The organism is Tropicimonas sp. TH_r6 (genome assembly GCF_033101155.1).
In the GTDB taxonomy this organism is placed as follows: Bacteria; Pseudomonadota; Alphaproteobacteria; order Rhodobacterales; family Rhodobacteraceae; genus Tropicimonas.
Genome location: NZ_JAWMPX010000007.1, coordinates 23,192 through 39,132, shown reverse-complemented (window position 1 = coordinate 39,132; position 15,941 = coordinate 23,192). Strand labels below are relative to the sequence as shown.

Annotated in this window: 13 protein-coding genes; 6 read left to right on the top strand and 7 right to left on the bottom strand. The window is 67.6% G+C overall.

Translation table 11 applies throughout. The annotated features are described in order from the left end of the window. Nucleotides 1–4: 4 nt before the first annotated feature. Together R3X27_RS08950 and cydD are read right to left on the bottom strand one after the other, a co-directional pair. Nucleotides 5–1,681 carry an amino acid ABC transporter ATP-binding/permease protein gene (locus tag R3X27_RS08950; RefSeq protein WP_317708509.1) on the bottom strand — a complete coding sequence of 559 codons (1,677 nt, stop codon included), beginning with the start codon at nucleotides 1,679–1,681 and terminating at the stop codon, nucleotides 5–7. Continuing rightward, nucleotides 1,678–3,369 (bottom strand): thiol reductant ABC exporter subunit CydD, encoded by a 1,692-nt coding sequence (gene cydD / locus R3X27_RS08945; protein WP_317708508.1) that lies wholly within the window; start codon nucleotides 3,367–3,369, stop codon nucleotides 1,678–1,680. Before cydD ends, R3X27_RS08950 begins: the two co-directional genes overlap by 4 nt. A 128-nt stretch (nucleotides 3,370–3,497) precedes the next feature. On the opposite strand from cydD, the gene R3X27_RS08940 reads away from it, so the two are divergent. The 4 genes from R3X27_RS08940 (at nucleotide 3,498) to R3X27_RS08925 (ending at nucleotide 6,217) form a co-directional block, all read left to right on the top strand. Continuing rightward, entirely contained in the window at nucleotides 3,498–3,938 is a 441-nt protein-coding gene (locus tag R3X27_RS08940) for an Rrf2 family transcriptional regulator (protein WP_317708507.1), read from the top strand. Nucleotides 3,939–4,046: 108 nt separating this feature from the next. After that, nucleotides 4,047–4,814, top strand: coding sequence for a YbaY family lipoprotein (locus R3X27_RS08935; protein WP_317708506.1), 768 nt, complete (start codon nucleotides 4,047–4,049; stop codon nucleotides 4,812–4,814). 126 nt (nucleotides 4,815–4,940) lie between these two features. Further along, the gene (locus R3X27_RS08930; RefSeq protein ID WP_317708505.1) at nucleotides 4,941–5,561 is read left to right on the top strand and encodes a MarC family protein; all 621 of its coding nucleotides are present in this window, start codon (nucleotides 4,941–4,943) and stop codon (nucleotides 5,559–5,561) included. A 74-nt stretch (nucleotides 5,562–5,635) separates the two neighbouring features. Continuing rightward, nucleotides 5,636–6,217 (top strand): TIGR02281 family clan AA aspartic protease, encoded by a 582-nt coding sequence (locus R3X27_RS08925; RefSeq protein ID WP_317708504.1) that lies wholly within the window; start codon nucleotides 5,636–5,638, stop codon nucleotides 6,215–6,217. A 24-nt stretch (nucleotides 6,218–6,241) separates the two neighbouring features. Here the strand turns inward: R3X27_RS08925 and R3X27_RS08920 are convergent, their stop codons facing one another. After that, on the bottom strand, nucleotides 6,242–7,687 hold the full coding sequence (locus tag R3X27_RS08920; protein ID WP_317708503.1) for a TrkH family potassium uptake protein: 1,446 nt from the start codon (nucleotides 7,685–7,687) through the stop codon (nucleotides 6,242–6,244). A gap of 21 nt (nucleotides 7,688–7,708) precedes the next feature. Then, nucleotides 7,709–8,155 carry a cyclic nucleotide-binding/CBS domain-containing protein gene (locus R3X27_RS08915; RefSeq protein WP_317708502.1) on the bottom strand — a complete coding sequence of 149 codons (447 nt, stop codon included), beginning with the start codon at nucleotides 8,153–8,155 and terminating at the stop codon, nucleotides 7,709–7,711. Between the two features lie 520 nt (nucleotides 8,156–8,675). Here R3X27_RS08915 and R3X27_RS08910 point away from each other — a divergent pair. Continuing rightward, a complete protein-coding gene (locus tag R3X27_RS08910; protein WP_317708501.1) occupies nucleotides 8,676–9,965 on the top strand; it encodes an O-acetylhomoserine aminocarboxypropyltransferase/cysteine synthase family protein in 1,290 nt (429 codons plus the stop codon). Nucleotides 9,966–9,981: 16 nt separating this feature from the next. Here R3X27_RS08910 and R3X27_RS08905 read toward each other — a convergent pair whose 3' ends face one another. From R3X27_RS08905 to R3X27_RS08895, 3 genes are all read right to left on the bottom strand, one after another. Then, complete coding sequence (locus R3X27_RS08905; RefSeq protein ID WP_317708500.1) at nucleotides 9,982–10,389, bottom strand: hypothetical protein; 408 nt, start codon at nucleotides 10,387–10,389, stop codon at nucleotides 9,982–9,984. After that, the gene (locus tag R3X27_RS08900; protein WP_317708499.1) at nucleotides 10,386–11,561 is read right to left on the bottom strand and encodes a hypothetical protein; all 1,176 of its coding nucleotides are present in this window, start codon (nucleotides 11,559–11,561) and stop codon (nucleotides 10,386–10,388) included. Before R3X27_RS08900 ends, R3X27_RS08905 begins: the two co-directional genes overlap by 4 nt. A gap of 105 nt (nucleotides 11,562–11,666) precedes the next feature. Beyond that, a complete protein-coding gene (locus R3X27_RS08895; RefSeq protein ID WP_317708498.1) occupies nucleotides 11,667–12,398 on the bottom strand; it encodes an SIMPL domain-containing protein in 732 nt (243 codons plus the stop codon). A gap of 159 nt (nucleotides 12,399–12,557) precedes the next feature. On the opposite strand from R3X27_RS08895, the gene R3X27_RS08890 reads away from it, so the two are divergent. Further along, nucleotides 12,558–15,887: a hypothetical protein gene (locus tag R3X27_RS08890; RefSeq protein WP_317708497.1), complete on the top strand. Its 3,330-nt coding sequence runs from the start codon at nucleotides 12,558–12,560 to the stop codon at nucleotides 15,885–15,887. The last annotated feature ends 54 nt before the right edge of the window (nucleotides 15,888–15,941 follow it).

Sequence of the window (15,941 nt, the reverse complement as noted above, 5' to 3'; positions counted from 1 at the left end):
GGAATTAGAATATATCTATTTCTTTCCGTACCTCCCGATCCAGTGACAGCGCCTTCCCCGCCCAGTCCCGCTCGACGCCCCGGTGCGCGGCGAGCAGAATTGCGGCCCCGGGACAATGGGCCCGGAGTCCGGCCAACACGGCGCGGGCGGTGTCGCGATCAAGCCCTTCGGTCGGCTCGTCGAGCAGCAGAAGCGCAGGCCGCCGCAGAAGCGTTCGCGCCAACACCAACCGTCGGGTTTCGCCGCCAGACAGCCCCCTGCCGCCTTCGCCGAGACGAGCCTCCAACCCACCCAGTGTCGCAATGACAGGGCGCAGGGCGACGGCGTCCAGCACGGTCTCCATCGCGTCCTCTGTCGCCATCGGCGCGCCGAGCCGCAGGTTTTCGGCGATCGTGCCGCCGATCAGCGTCGCGCGCTGTGGCAGATACCCGAGATGGGCGCGCAGATCCGGTTCGGTCCAGTCAGGAAGGGACCGCCCGGCAATCCGGATCTCGCCCGCGCGAGACGGCAAGAGGCCGGCGATGCTGTTGAGCAGGGTCGTTTTGCCCGAACCGCTCGCTCCGGTCAGGGCGAGGATCTCACCCGGCGCAAGCGCCAGACTCACCCCCTCGATCAGCGGCGGTCCGTCCGGGCCGTTGGCGATCGAGACGTCGGAGAGCGAGAGGGCGTCGCCAGTCAAAGGCGCGGCGTTGACGGATCGGATCGGCGCCTCTTCGGGCAACCAGTGTGTCACCCGCCGCGCGGCGTCGCGCATACCGCCCAGCTCGCTCATGGCCCGGCGCAGCGGACCGATCACCTCCGCCAGCGCCAGCGTGGCGAAGAATCCAAGCGCGGCCAGCGCCGGGGAGATCGTTCCCGCCCGGGCCAGTTCGGCACCGAGAAAGAGTGCTCCGGCGGCGGCGAGCGTCGCGGTAAAAGAGAGCGCCGCGCCGCTGCGGCGTTCGATCCGGGCAAGCGCGAGGCGGTCGGTCCGAGCGCGGATATCGGCAGCTCGCACATGCGCCGAAGAGGTTTCGAGTTGTCCGGCGAAGGCGAGCATGGCACGGCCGCGCAAATGGTCGATGGTGCGGGTTCGGAAGGCCTGTGCGGCGGCTTCCGCGCGACGTGAGGGGCGTGCAGAGCGCCGCGCGGACCACACCAGCGCAAGCGCCCCGCCCGTGACCAGCGACAGCACGGACCAGGCTGCAACGCGCGGATCCACAAGCAGCGCCAGTGCCACCCACGCCAGAACGAGGGTCGCACCGCCCGCGAGCAACGGGATGACCAGACGCAGCGCGACACCGTCCAGCGCGTCGATATCGCAGGTCAGCCGGTTCAGGACCTGCGCGCCCCGGAAGCGCTGCATCACCGGGAAGGGCGCCGCAGACAATCCGGCAAGCAGCCGCACACGCAGCGCCGACAGCGCCTTGAGCGTCGCGTCATGCGTGAGCAGCCTCTCGCCGTAGCGCGCCGCCGTTCGTCCAAGCGCGAGGAACCGCACGCCGGCGGAGGGGCGAAACACATCGAACAGCGCCCCGGTCCCGGCGATCCCCGCTGCCCCGGCCGCGATGATGAACCAACCCGACAGGCCAAGCAGGGCCACCCCCATCAGCAACACGACAATCGAGAGCGCGATGCCACGCAGGAGCGACCAGCGCTCGGCGCGCCAGATCAGCGCAAAGATGCGGAGCAGCGGTCTCATGCGGCCCTCCCGAGCGGAATCTCGCGCGCCATCCGGGACACGAGCGCCGGATCATGCGTGGCCACGACCAGCGTCGCCCCGGCCGCAGCCAGCGCCAGCAAGCCATCGGTCACCGCCGCGGCGCTTGCCGCGTCAAGATTTGCGGTCGGCTCGTCGGCCAGCACCACCCGCGCCTGCCCAAGGGCCGCGCGGGCCACCATCAGCCGCCGCGCCTCGCCGCCCGAGAGCCCGGCGCCGGTCTCGCCCACCCGCGTTGCAAGCCCGCGCGGCAGCCGGGCGACGATATCCTCGGCGTGGGCGCGTTGCAGCGCCCGGTCGATTTCCGCCGCCCCGGCTTTCGGCGCGGCGAGCCGGAGATTGGCCCGCAGGGAGCCGGCGAAGAAATGTGGCTGTTGCGGCACCCAGCCAAGCGTCATCCGCCAGGCATCGGCACTGGTCTCGTCGAGCAGGCGCCCCGCGATTTCGATCCGCCCCTGTGCCGGGATCAGCCCGGCAAGCGCTGCCAGAAGTGTCGACTTGCCCTGCCCGCTGGGCCCGGTCAGGGCGCAGCTCTCGCCTGCCGCGATGTCGAAATCGGGAAAACAAAGCTGTATTTGCGCACCGAGATCCACCTGCACCCCGCGCAACGAGATCGCCGGCGCACCGGGCACGGGCACCAAGGCGGGGACGGCCGCCCCCTGCCCCAGCAGCGTCACCGGCGCCTCCGCTTCGGCTGCGACCAGTTCGCTCGCCACGGCCATCGCCGCAGCCCGGTCATGCCAGGCCGCCGCGAGATCTCTGAGCGGCTGGAAAAACTCCGGCGCGAGCAGCAGAAGGAAAACACCCTCGCCCGCCGTGAGCGGCGATGCCCAGGCACCGAAACCAAGCGTGCCGAGCAGCGCGAAACCGACATAGACCGCAACAAGCGCCACCCCGAGCGCCGAAAAAAGCTCCAGCACGGTCGAGGAGAGGAAGGCCACGCGCAGCACCGCCATGGTACGCTCGCGCAAGGCCTCGGCACGGGTCTCGAAATCCGCCGCGACACGGGCGCCCGCATCGAGCAGACGGATATCGACCAGCGCCTGCAACCGTTCCAGCAACATGCCGTTGAGCGTGCCAACCTCCTGCATCTGCCGTTCGGAGGCCTCCTGCGCCGCCATGCCGACCAGCGCCATGAAGAGCGGGATCAGCGGCCCGGCGATAAGCAGGATCGTCGCCACAACCCAGGATTTCCAGAACGCGACTGCGAGGATCGCCAGCGGCAGCAACCGAGCCCGCAGAAAGGCAGGCCGGTAGCGCAGGATATAGGGTTCCAGCGCGCCAAGTTTCTCTCCCGCCAATGCGGCCAGCTCGCCCGAGCCTGGCCCCGCGGCCATGGGAGAGCGCCGGCTCTCGCGCGCCAACAGACGCGCTCGCTCTGTCTCCAAGACCGCCTCCGCCGCCTCCGCCAGCCAACGCTCGGAGAGCGCCTGCATGGCTGCCCGCATGGCCCCGAGCACCGCAAAGCCCGCCGCCGCCAGCGCGGCGTCCCCGGCCCGTGTCGTCCCGGCCAGCAGCGAGGCGAAAAGCCATGCAACCAGCCCCGCCTGCGGCAGCCAGAGCAGCCCGCCCCCCACGGAAAGCCCCCCCGCCCGGCTCAGCCGTGCGGAGACAGGCGCGACGGCTTGCGACAGGCGCAATTTCGCGGAATCTGGGGGAATATCGGCCATGCACCCTCCCATAGATACATTTTTGATGCATTTAAACTGGATACCGCGGCCTGTTTGTGATCTGATTCAAATTGACCGCGGGCCTCTCCAGCCTTGAACGCCAGATATTCGAAAGGATGCGCCGAATCATGCGTCTGACCGTACGCACCAATCTCGCCATGCGCGCGCTCATGTTCTGCGCGATCAATGCTGACCGCACCGTGCGCAAGGCCGAGATCGCCGAATCCTGCAATTCCTCGGAGAACCATCTCGGCGTCGTCATCAACATGCTCGGCCAGACCGGCTTCATCGAGACCGCACGCGGCCGCAATGGCGGCATCCGCCTGAAGGTCGCCCCGGAAGCGCTGTCGGTCGGTCAGGTCTTCCGCGTCTTCGAGGCCAATGTGCCCTTTGCGGAATGCTTCGCGGGCTCGGACAACCATTGCCCACTCACCGCCTCCTGTCGCCTGCGGGGCCAGCTCTCGGTCGCGCTGGAAGCGTTTTACGGCGCGTTGGACAAGGTGACCTTGGCCGATCTGGTGGATGACAATTCGGGCCTGCGGACATTGCTGGAGCTTGAACCGGCCTGATCCGGCCCCCATCTGCCACTCCGACATCGTTTCGCCGCAACGGCTGTGCCCTTTCCGGGCGCTGCCGCATCCCCATTGCGTCGGCCCGTTCAGCCATTGGAGAAAGAAATGCGTCAGAAACACATTGCGGTCCTTGCCATTGCCCTGTCGGGGCTGATCGCCCCGGCCCTCGCCGCGGCCGACACGCTCTCGGGCACGGTTACCTACCTGCAGCGCATCGCCATGCCGCCGGATGCGGTCCTGACCGTCGAGGTGCAGGACGTCTCGCGCGCCGATGCGCCTGCGGAGGTGATCGCACATCAGACGATCGCAAGCCCGGGCAATCCGCCCTATGCCTTCGCCTTCGACTTTGATCCCGAAACCATCGATCCCGCGCACAGCTATTCCATGCGGGCCACGATGCATCAGGACGGCAAGCTGCTGATGACCACGGACCAGGCCTATCCGGTGCTGACCCGCGGGGCCGGCGACAGCGTGGAGATGGTAATGAAGATGGTCTCCGAGAGCGATCAGGCGGCGAAACCGGATTCGCCGATGGTAAATACCTACTGGAAGCTGCTGACGCTGAAGGGCGAAGCGGTGCCGGTTGCCAAGGAGGGTCGGGAAGCGCACCTGATCCTGCGCAATGACGGGAATTTCAGCGCCACGGTCGGCTGCAACCAGATCAATGGCGGCTATGACATCACCGGGGCCGATCTCGGCTTCACGCCGGGCCCGATGACGATGATGGCCTGTATTCCGCCCTTTGACCGGTTCGAACAGGATCTGGTCGAGACGCTGGGGACGGCTGCGGGCTTTGGCATTTCCGGCGAAAGCATGGAGTTGCTTGATCCCGCCGGCGGAACGCTGGCAACCTTCCGGGCGGTCTACTTCTAAGCAACAGCCCCCCTCGGCGTTGAAACCGGGCAGGAGAGCTGTGCCTGATCTTGCGCAAGCTCTCCTTCACCGCCTGCCTCCACGACGCGGTTTGACCCAAGCCACGAATCGGCGCACATCCCTCTGATGGACATGACTTTCTATATCAGCGCCTTCGTGGCGCTTTTCGTCATCATTGACCCGATCGGGCTCGCGCCGGTCTTTCTGGCGCTGACCCATGGCAGCGACAAGGCGGAGCGGAGCGCCATCGGGCGGCGCGCAGTGCTCATCGGATTCGGGCTGCTGATGCTCTTCGGGCTGCTTGGCGAGGCGGTGCTGAACTTCGTTGGCATCTCCATGCCCGCGTTCCGCATCGCCGGGGGCGTGCTGCTCTTCCTGACCGCGCTGGACATGCTCTTCGAACGCCGCACCAAGCGGCGCGACTCCACCGCCGAGGAGGAAGAACGCCCCGACCCATCGGTCTTCCCGCTCGCCATTCCGCTATTGGCCGGTCCCGGCGCAATCACCACGATGATCCTCCTGGTCGGGCAGACGGACGGTCCGCTTGAGGCGTCCGGCGTGTTCGTCGCCATGGCGCTGGTGTTGGCGGTCGTGGCGATCATGTTCCGCAGCGCAGGCCTGCTGGAGCGCGCGCTCGGGCGAACGGGAACGGTCGTGGCGACGCGGCTCCTCGGCATGTTGCTGGCTGCGCTAGCCGTGCAATTCGTGCTCGACGGGCTTCACGGTGCCGGCATGTTGCCGGGCTGATGCGCTGTCCGGGCTGGCAGTCCCGCCGCCCGCCCCCTACATGATTGGGGAACAGGACTGAAAGGGAACCTTGCATGACGGGCGACCAGACCGCTTCGCTGATCTATCTGACGCTGCTCGGCCTGCTGATCGGCAGCTACCTGCTCGTCTCGGCGCGGAAGAATATCGGGCGCTCCCTGCGCCACGGCGCGCTGTGGGTGCTGATTTTCCTTGGTGTGCTCGTGGCCTACGGGCTCTGGGACGATATCCGCGGCACCGTCCTGCCGCGCCAGAGCGTGCTTGCCGAGGGCGAACGGATCGAGGTCCCGCTGGCACGCGACGGGCATTACCACATGGTGCTCACCATCAATGACACGCCGGTGCAATTCGTCGTCGATACCGGCGCCTCCGACATTGTCCTGACCCGCGCCGATGCCGCCCGCGCCGGGATCGAGCTGGACGGGCTGCCCTTCCTCGGAATGGCCAATACCGCCAACGGGACCGTGCGCACGGCGCAGGTCCGGCTTGACGAGGTCGAGCTTGGCGGCGTGACCGATACCCGCGTGCCGGCGCTGGTCAATGGCGGCGAGATGGCGGGCTCGCTGCTGGGCATGTCCTATCTCAACCGCTTCTCCGAAGTCAGTTTCGGCAATGGCCGGATGATGCTGACGCGGTGAGCGTCTGGCCAGCGCCACCCGGCCTCACCCGGTCCAGAATCGCCGCGTCAAGAGCACGTAGAAGGACAGGATCTCCAGCCGCCCGGCCAGCATGGCAACGATCATGATCCACTTGGCCGTGGCCGGGAAGGCCTCCATCGAGCCCGACGCCCCCACCGCGTCGCCAAAGGCCGGGCCGATATTGGCCACCGAGGTCCAGGCCGCGGTGACCGAGGTCTCGAAGCTCAGCCCGGTCAACGCGATGGCCACCGAGGCGCCGCCCAGCGTCAGCAGGAAGAGTGTGAAAAAGGCGATAACGGAATCGATCACGTCACGCTCCAGCGGCCGCCCGCCAAGCCGCGCCGTGTCGACAAGATTGGGTGAATACATGCGCCGGATATGGTGCTTGAGGCTCTCCCAGACGATCAGCCAGCGGAAAATCTTCACCGAACAGGCCGTCGAACCGGTACAGCCGCCGATCAGCCCCACGATGATCACCACGCAGAGCGCGAAACTGCCCCAGCGGGTGATGTCCTCGCTGGCATAGCCCGTCCCGGAAAAGAGCGTGACCACGTTGAACAGCGTCTCGCGCAGGATGTCGGACAGCTCCCCCTGCCCCAGATAGAGCCGCCAGCCGGCCACGGCACCGCTGGCCAGCAGCAGCCAGCGCAGATAGGCGCGGACCTGAACATCGCGGAACAGTGCCCCCGGGCGCCCGCCAAGCAGCTGCACGAACCGGACCAGCGGCAGGCTCGCCAGCACCATGAACAGCGCCGAGACATATTCCAACGGCCCGGTGAAACGGGCAAAGGAGGCGTCCGAGGTGGAAAACCCGCCCGTCGAGATCGTCGTCATCGCATGGACCAGCGCGTCCAACGGCCCCATCCCGAAGCCCGAATAGGCCAGACCGCAGGTCAGCGTCAGCAACACGTAGATCCCGAGCAGGGACTTGGCGATATCAAGCGCGCGCGGCAGGATCTTTCCCAGCGTGTCGAACCCCTCGGTCAGGAAGAACTGCATGCCGCCAACCCGCATCGCCGGCAGGAAAATCATCGCCACGATGACGATCCCCAACCCGCCCAACCATTGAAGTATGCCACGCCAGAGCAGTACCCCGGCGGGCAGCTCTTCGAGATGGTGAAAGACGGTCGAACCGGTCGTGGTCATGCCGGACATTGCCTCGAAATAGGCATCCACCGGTGTGGCGTGGGGCGCGCCGAGCACGAAAGGCACCGCACCCACGGCTGGCAGCACGCTCCAGACCAGCGTCGTCAACACGAAGGCCTGGCGGCGATCGAGGAAATGCATCCCCGCCCCGCGCGTCGCCAGCACCAGGCAGAACGACAGCGCCAGCACCGCCATGCCATCAGCGACGAAAACAGTGCCCGGCTGCCCGCCAGTGGCCGCGTCGAGCCCGCCACAGAGGAGCATCAGCCCCCCCATCACAGCGGAGAGCCACCCCACGGCATTCGCGACCGGTCGGAGGTCCATACCCTTCTCCGTCGCCCGCGGTCAGACGCCCGGCACGGAGCGGCCGATCGCCAGCTCCCGCAGGATTTCGGCCTCGAGAACATCGTCCTGATGGATCTTCTCCAACAGGTCCTTGAGGGAAAAGATCCGCACGAACGCGGCCGCGCGCGTGACGATGAGATGCCGGATCCCATTCTGGCCCATCAGCCGGAGGGCCTCGCCGAGCGATGTGTTGATCTCGCAGGTGATCACGGGCGTGCTCATGCAGTCGCCGACGCTCACATCGTCAAGGCGTCCCTCGCTCTTCACGAGTTGCCGTATGATGTCGTGATCCGTAAGGATGCCGGCCACCGCGCCGCTGCGGTCCAGCACGGCCAGCGCGTTCACATCAAGCGCCGCGATGCGTTGGGCCGCAGATAGCAGGGGCGTTTCCGGCATGCAGCAAGCCCGGATTCCGGCCTCGTAATTCTCGATACTCTGAACAGACATTGTCTTCCCCGGTTGGTGCAACGGGCAGTCGGGCCAAAGGGTCCGGCCACTCACCCGGCGTGTGGACCGGGCTTCAGCCTCGCAGCACTCTTCATGCGGCGGATCAATGGAAGCGCTCGCGAAGTGGCGCTGGAAACGACGGCGCCGGGCGATTGGCCCGGCGGAATACGGGAAAGGCTGACCCAGCTTGTTCCAGTCCGCAAGGGGGTCCACACGACGGACTGCAAGAAAGTCGAAACGGGTCCAGACAGAAAACTCCGAACGGAAAAATACATTAACTTATTAAATTCAAGTGACTGCGGACCATACTTCAAGCATAATCTTCCCCTCGCAATGAACCAAGCCCTGCCAAACCCGCAATCCCGAATTCCAAACCGCTCAGGGCTCGCGGGCGCCAAACACCCCGCCCGATGCTCGACGACTCACCCGCTCCGTTTGCGCGCGGAAGCCATTGCCGCCCGCGCGCCCTTCCCATAGGCTCCGCGCCACAACACCGCGCGACCCTTCAGGGAGGACCCCCATGACTGACCGCCAACTCGGCTTCGACACGCTGCAGATCCATGCCGGCGCCCATCCGGACCCGGCCACCGGCGCCCGCCAGACCCCCATCTACCAGACGACGGCCTATGTCTTCCGCGACGCTGATCACGCCGCCGCCCTCTTCAACCTGCAAGAAGTCGGCTATATCTACTCCCGCCTTACAAACCCGACAGTGTCCGTCCTCGCCGAGCGTATCGCCACGCTCGAAGGTGGCGCGGGCGCTGTCTGCTGTTCCTCTGGCCATGCTGCACAGATCATGGCGCTCTTTCCGCTGATGGCGCCGGGGCGCAACGTGGTCGTCTCGACCCGGCTTTATGGCGGCTCGATCACGCAGTTCTCGCAAACGATCAAACGCTTCGGCTGGTCGGCGAAATTCGTCGATATGGATGACGTCGAGGCCGTCAAGGCGGCGATCGACGACGACACCCGCGCCATCTTCTGCGAGAGCATCGCCAATCCGGGCGGCTATATCACCGACCTGCCGGCCATGGCCGCCGTGGCCGACGAGGCCGGCCTGCCGCTCATCGTCGACAACACCACCGCCACGCCCTACCTGTGCAATCCGATTGCGCTCGGCGCGACGCTGGTCGTGCACTCCACCACCAAATACCTCACCGGCAACGGCACCGTCACCGGCGGCTGCGTTGTGGATTCGGGCAAGTTCGACTGGTCGGCCTCCGACAAGTTCCCCTCGCTCTCCGCGCCGGAGCCGGCCTATCACGGGCTGGTCTTCCACGAAGCGCTCGGGCCGATGGCTTACACGTTCCACTCCATCGCCATCGGGCTGCGCGATCTCGGCATGACGATGAACCCGCAAGCGGCACATTACACGCTGATGGGGATCGAAACCCTCTCGCTGCGCATGGAGCGACATGTGGCAAATGCCGGCAAGTTGGCCACCTGGCTGGAAAACGACCCGCGCATCGATGTGGTCACCTATCCCGGCCTCGCCTCCTCGCCCTATCACGGACGCATCGCGAGCGTCTGCCCGAAGGGCGCTGGCGCGCTCTTCACCTTTGGCGTGAAGGGCGGCTACGAGGCTTGTGTGAAGCTGGTCGACGCGTTGGAGCTCTTCAGCCATGTCGCCAATCTCGGCGACACCCGGTCGCTGATCATCCACCCGGCCTCGACCACGCACCGCCAGCTGCCGCCCGAGCAGCAGGAAGCCGCCGGTGCCGCGCCGAACATGGTCCGCGTCTCCATCGGGATCGAGGATGTCGATGACCTGATTGCGGATCTCGACCAGGCATTGGCCAAGGCCACCGCCTGATCCGGGGGGCCGTGCGTCAGCGCACGGCCTGCCAAGCCGCATGGGCGGCCTCATAGGGCGTCCGCTCCCCGGCGGGCGCCGCGAATTCGGCCCGCAGCGCATCGGCCTCGGCGCTCTCGCGCGACGGCGCGGCCAGCGCCCGGATCGCAGCCAGGATCGGTGCGAAAGCCGGATCCCCAACCACCGATCCGTCAGCCTCCGCGCGTTCGGACGCGCCGGGCGTCAACACGCCAGAGACCGGTGCAACTGTCGGCAAGGGCGCCTCGCCGACCCGGACCCGCCGCGCCCCGGATCCGTCTTCGCTGCCGACCTTGACGAAATTCTGCGCCCCGACATCGCCCGGCCAGCCAAGCAGGCCAATGCCGAGGCAGGTCAGGACCAGCGCCACGCGCAGGGCAACGTGTTTCAGGAATTGCTGTATCATTCGACCACCTGTGCGATCTGTTCAGCCTCTTGCTCCGCCTTCGTCACGCGGGCGAGGTCCTCGACAAGCTGTCCCATCTCGTCATCTGCCGCTTCGGGCATGGCGATCAGGGTCGCGGTGCCGGCGAGAACGGCAACCTGCGCCCCGGCCAAACCGCGATAGGGCACACGAAGCAAGGGCTGCGCCGGGATCGGGCCGACCAACGCAAGCTGGCCACCTTGCGCATGGCCGATCCTCAGCGCATCCGCCCCAATCCCGAACTGCGCCGTGAACCATGCGTCCCAGGCGGCGGCGGTCTCGGCACGCGCCTGCAACTGCCCGCGCGCGGTCTCGACCGGCAGCCTCCCTGTGGCCACCAGGTCGAAGATCGGATCATTGGCGCGGGGGGCATGCGCTTGAACGAGCCCACACTCGGCCAGCGCCGTGGCGTCCAGAATGTCGACCGGGACGGCGTTGGGCAGGTTGGCAATGGCCGGAAGCGTCCCCCCCAGCAGGGTCACACCGGAGAGTTCCACCCCGGCGCTGGAATGGATGTTCCACAAGACCCGTTCCGAGCCGGCCTCCAGCACGAGATGCACCGGCGCAGCGGCCTCCGAAATGGCGACATCCATCAACCGGTAGCGCCAGGGATCGGTCGGTTCCGGCGCTGCCCCCCCGGTCCCGGCCAGCTCCGCAAGGAAGTCGAGCACGCCGCCCGTCTCCAACGAAACCGTCTCAACCCGGTCGGCCACGGCGGGGTCCAGTTCGTCGGCGCGCCAGGCATGGAAGGACACCGAAGCGACGGGCAAGCCGGACTCGACATGGGCAATCCGGCTGCCGGAAGCCGGGCGCGCCGGGGCGCATCCGTCCGTCGCCGCGATCTCGCCAACCCGTCCCGGCAGCTCCGCCGGATCGGGACGGGCATAGCCCGCAACCACCGCTTCGATAAAGGCCGGAGCGCCATGTTCGGTCGCCGCCACCGGCCCCGCAACAGACACGCCTTCCTTCATCGCGACAAGGTAAGCGCCGGGATCGGAGAGATCCCGGCCCGCCGCAGCCAGTTCGGCCGCGAGGCCCGCATGGGCTTGCACCACCGGGTCAGGCCCGGTTTCGTCGCCCGTTCCCATTGTCCCGATCAACCAGGACCCGCCAATCAGCGCCGCCCCGGTGAGAAGCAGGAAGCGTCCGTCCATATCCAGCCTCATTCCCGTAAATCACTCGTCCACACCCACCTGCCTGTTCAAAATGGCAGGTATGGGGCAGCAATCAGGAAAGACCGGTACGTGTTAACACCGGGTTTAACGATTGCCATCCGTTGCCGGGGCAAGCGCCCAGGTGACGGTCACCGTCGCCTGCCGCTCGACCTCTCCCGCCGCGATCGGCATCCCGCTCCCGCTCACACGCGCGGCCATCTCGGCCCGCATCATCGGCGGCTGCGCGGCCCCGGCCTCGGTGATCGACAGGATCGGTCCCAGCGTCAGCCCCGCAGCCTCCGCATAGAGCTCCGCCTTGCGCAGCGCATCCGCGACCGCGGCCCGGCGCGCCGCGTCGAGCTGCACCTCCGGCGCCTGAAGGTCGAACTGCAAGCCCCTGAATTCATTCGCCCCGCCGGAGATGAGCCCATCGAGAAGCTCGCCCAGGCCTTCCAGGTCCCGCACCCGCGCGGTCACCTCGCTGGAAGCGCTGAACCCGACGATCTCGCGTTCTTCCTGCCGCTTCGGGTCGTAATCCGGCCAGCGCGGTTGCAGCGACAGCCCGCTCGTCTGCACATCCCGCGCTGCGATCCCGGCGGCGTCCAGCCGAGCGAGGATTGCCTCCATCCGCGCGCTCATCTGCTGCATGGCTTCATCCGCGCGCGGGCTTTCGGCCACCGCGCCCAGCGTGATCACGGCCATGTCCGGCGGCACGGCAACCCGCCCCTCGCCGATCACGACCAGTTGACCCGGCTGTCCCGCCGCCTGCTGTGCCACAGCGATGCTGGCGGCCCCTGCCAATGCCAGCGCCAGCGGGATCCAGAGCATAGATTTCATGAGATTTTCCTTTCCATCATCAAACTTCTCCCCTTCGACGCGGACGAAACGGGAAAGCTTGGAGCCAACCTGTTTATTTAAGCGATTTCCTGCTATAAAAACGATCTATTGAATCGACGGCTTGCGCCGACGCCCAGACACCCTTCAAGATCAGGCGCGATGACCCCGAGCTTTGCCCTTCTTCTCGATCCCGACGGAATTTCGCTGCTGCATCGGAGCGGCGCGAGTTGGCACAGCCTTGGCGCGGTGTCGTTGGACACGCCGGACCTGGGCGACGCATTGGCCAACCTGCGCGCCAATGCGGAGGCATTGGGCGACGGCGCCCCGCTGCGCTGCGCGCTCGTTCTGCCCAATTCGCAGATTCTCTATACCGAGGCAGAGGCTGGCCGCGACGCGAAAGAAAATGCCACCCGCGCCGCGCGCCGGCTGGACGGGGCGACGCCCTATCTGCTGGACGAGCTGGTCTTTGACTGGCGCGCCCGGGGCGAGGAGATCTGGATCGCCGCGGTCGCCCGCGAGACGCTGGAAGAAGCGGAGGGATTCGCAGCCCTGCACGGCTTCGGCCCGATCTGTTTCACCGCGACCCCCGAGCCCGGCGCCTTCCCCGGAGCGCCTTTCTTTGGCCCGACGGATGCGGCGCCCCGACTGCTGGCCTCCGGCGAGGTATTGGAGCGGCTGAACCGCCCGATCATCGCGGCGCCGCCGCAGGAGCCCCTCGAAGAGCCGGCCGCACAGATCGCCGCCGACACACCGGACAAGGCGGAGGGTCCGGAGCCCGAAGCACCCGCGTCAGAAGCGCGTGCTCCGGTACAGGAGCCGGAAGCGCCGGAACCGGTCTCGACGGAGGTTTCGGAGACGGAGGGTCCAGAGACAGACGCTGTAGAGACGGAGCCAGTTGAAGCCGAACCGTTATCGACGGAAGACGCGCCATCCGATCCGGCGGAGGACGCCAAGGCGACACCGATTGCCCCCCCGGACAAGACAGAGCAGGAACTGCGCCCCGAGCCGGAGGCTGAAGAGACTCTGGCGGATCCGGTTGAGTTCCGCCGCACCGATCTCGACGCCCCGCTGCCCGAAACACCGCCGGAACTGTCCGCGCCAGCCGCCCTCGATCCGTTGGAGACGGAGGAAGAGGACGAAGGCGAACCTGCATCGAAGCCGCACCATGCTCCGGTGATTTTCCGTCGCGCCGATCTCGACCCGGTCGAGCCGGAAGAAACAGATCCCGCGCCGCCCGTGCCCGAACCCGACGCCGGCGATGCGCCAGAAATGTCCGAGGACGGCGGCGAGGCGCCCCCTGCCGTGGCCTTCGCGTCGATTCGACCCAGCGTTGACCCCGAGCCGGCCTCGATTGCGGTGCCGGAGCTCGAGACCGAGTCCTCCACGATGCCCCCCGCGCCGGAGCAACAATCCAGCCCCGCGAAGGCTCCGACATCGGCAAAGAGCCGTCGCAAGGGCTCCCGCAAGCGCAAGGAGCCGCCGGTGGCCGCGCCACCGCCCTCCTCCCCCGCAACCACCGAGGCCCAGGAAGCACCGGCCCCTGCCACGCTGAGCGCCGCGCTGTTCGCGGCCGATGCGGCGATGTCCGCCACGCCGGCCCCTGGCAATGCACCGTCGCAATCAACGACAAGCGCGCCGAGCGGGCTGCAGCGCGAGGCGGCGGGACTCTTTGCACCCGAACGCCAGCAGGCACTGAGCGAGGCCGAGGCGCTGACCGTTTTCGGCGCCCGCAAATCGCAGAAGCAACCCGGCGGCTCCATCAGCGCCGGGCTGATCGCGGCCGTTGCCGGGATCGCGGCCATCGGCCTTGTCACCCTCTGGGCCTTTGTCGGGCGCTCACCGGGGGAGGCCGGCATTGCCGGGCTGACGCCGCCGGAGGGCCTCATCATCGAGGCCCCGCGCGCCCCGAATGTCGCGACACCGGAAGCAATCGCGATCGCGCCGACAAGGTCCGATCCGGAACAACAGGCCGTGGTATCGGCGGAGTCTCAACCCGAGAGCAGCGCACCGGAGGCTGTGGCCGGCGCACTCGGCACCAAGGCGCTCGTAACCGAGGAAGTCGCGCTCGCGACGGATGACAACGCCGAGACCGGAAGCGCCGCCGCGGATTACGGTGCGGAGATGCAACTGGCCGCGCTCCCGACTGCCGAAAGCACCGGGCAGGACGAGACCGGCCAGCCCGCCGCGCGGCTCGAGGCCGAGGGCGCGCCGCAGGTCGCGACCGATCCGGGCAGCGCCGACGCAGTTGCGCCCCCGCCCGCGCCTCTGGACGCTATCTCTGCCCGCGCGGCCTATGCCGTCAGCGGAATCTGGCAACGTGCGCCGGAACGCGGCTACCTGCCGACACAGGACGGGCTGGAGGATTTCTACATCGCCTCCATCGACCCCAAGATCAGCAATCACGACGCCTTTTCCCTGCCACGGCTGGACCTGCGCCCCGATGAGCAACCGCCGGTGGCCGAGATCCCGGTGGTGCCCGTGCCGCAGGCGGCGGACACCGACGCGCAGACAGCCAGCATCCCGCCGGGCGGAGTCGAGATCCGGCTCGGACGCCCCGATATCGTCCCGCCGCGACGTCCCGAAGGGCTGGCCCCGCAGGAACCAACATCGGCCGACTCCGCCGAAACAACCTCTGCGGTAGATGAGCGACTGCGGGACGCACGGCCGCGCCAGCGTCCGCAAGGCCTGATCGAGGATAACGAGCGGGCCGTGCTTGGCGGACGGACCCGGTCCGAGCTTGGGCGGCTGCGCCCGGTCTCGCGCCCCGCTTCCGTGCAGGAGACGGCGTTGGCGCTGTCCGACGCGGCGCGGATGGCCGATGCGGAAACGCCCGCAGAGCAAAGCGACGAAACCGTGGCCGACCGAAGCGCGCTTGAGGCCGATCTCGCCACGGCGACGAAACGTGCCGTCGCGCGCTCCCCCGAACCCCGGCTGCGCCCCGCCAACATCGCGCAGATCGCCGACCGCGCGCGTCAACGGGCCATTCGAGAGGCCGTTGTCGTTGCCGAAGCCGAGCAGAAAGCCCGCGCAGCGGCCGAACAGGCTGCCCTCGCCAAGTCGCGCGCCGATGCCTCCGCGGCCCGCAAGGCTGCTCTGGCGGCGGCAGCGGCGGAGAAGCAGCAAAAGGAGGCGGCCGCCCGCGCCACCAAGGAGGCCGAGGCAGCCGCCAAGGCCGAGGCGAAGGCGGCCTCGGCTCGCGGCCCCGCCGTTCCGCGCAATGAGCGGGTTCGACCGAAGACGACCACCCCGGCCACCGTCGCCCGCAAAGCAACCGAGAAGAACGCCTTGCGGCTGAGCCGTGTCTCCCTGATTGGCGTCTATGGCACGTCGAGCCAGCGCCGCGCGCTGGTCCGCCTGCCCTCTGGCAAATATGTCAAGGTCAAGGTTGGCGACCGGATCGATGGCGGCCGCGTCGCCGCGATCGGCCAGAGCGATTTGCGCTACAACAAGAGCGGTCGAACCGTGACGTTGAAGATGCCGAAGGGCTGACGCGACCACGGCAAGACGATTTCCAGCGATCTCACAGCGTCTGGCGAATTGTCG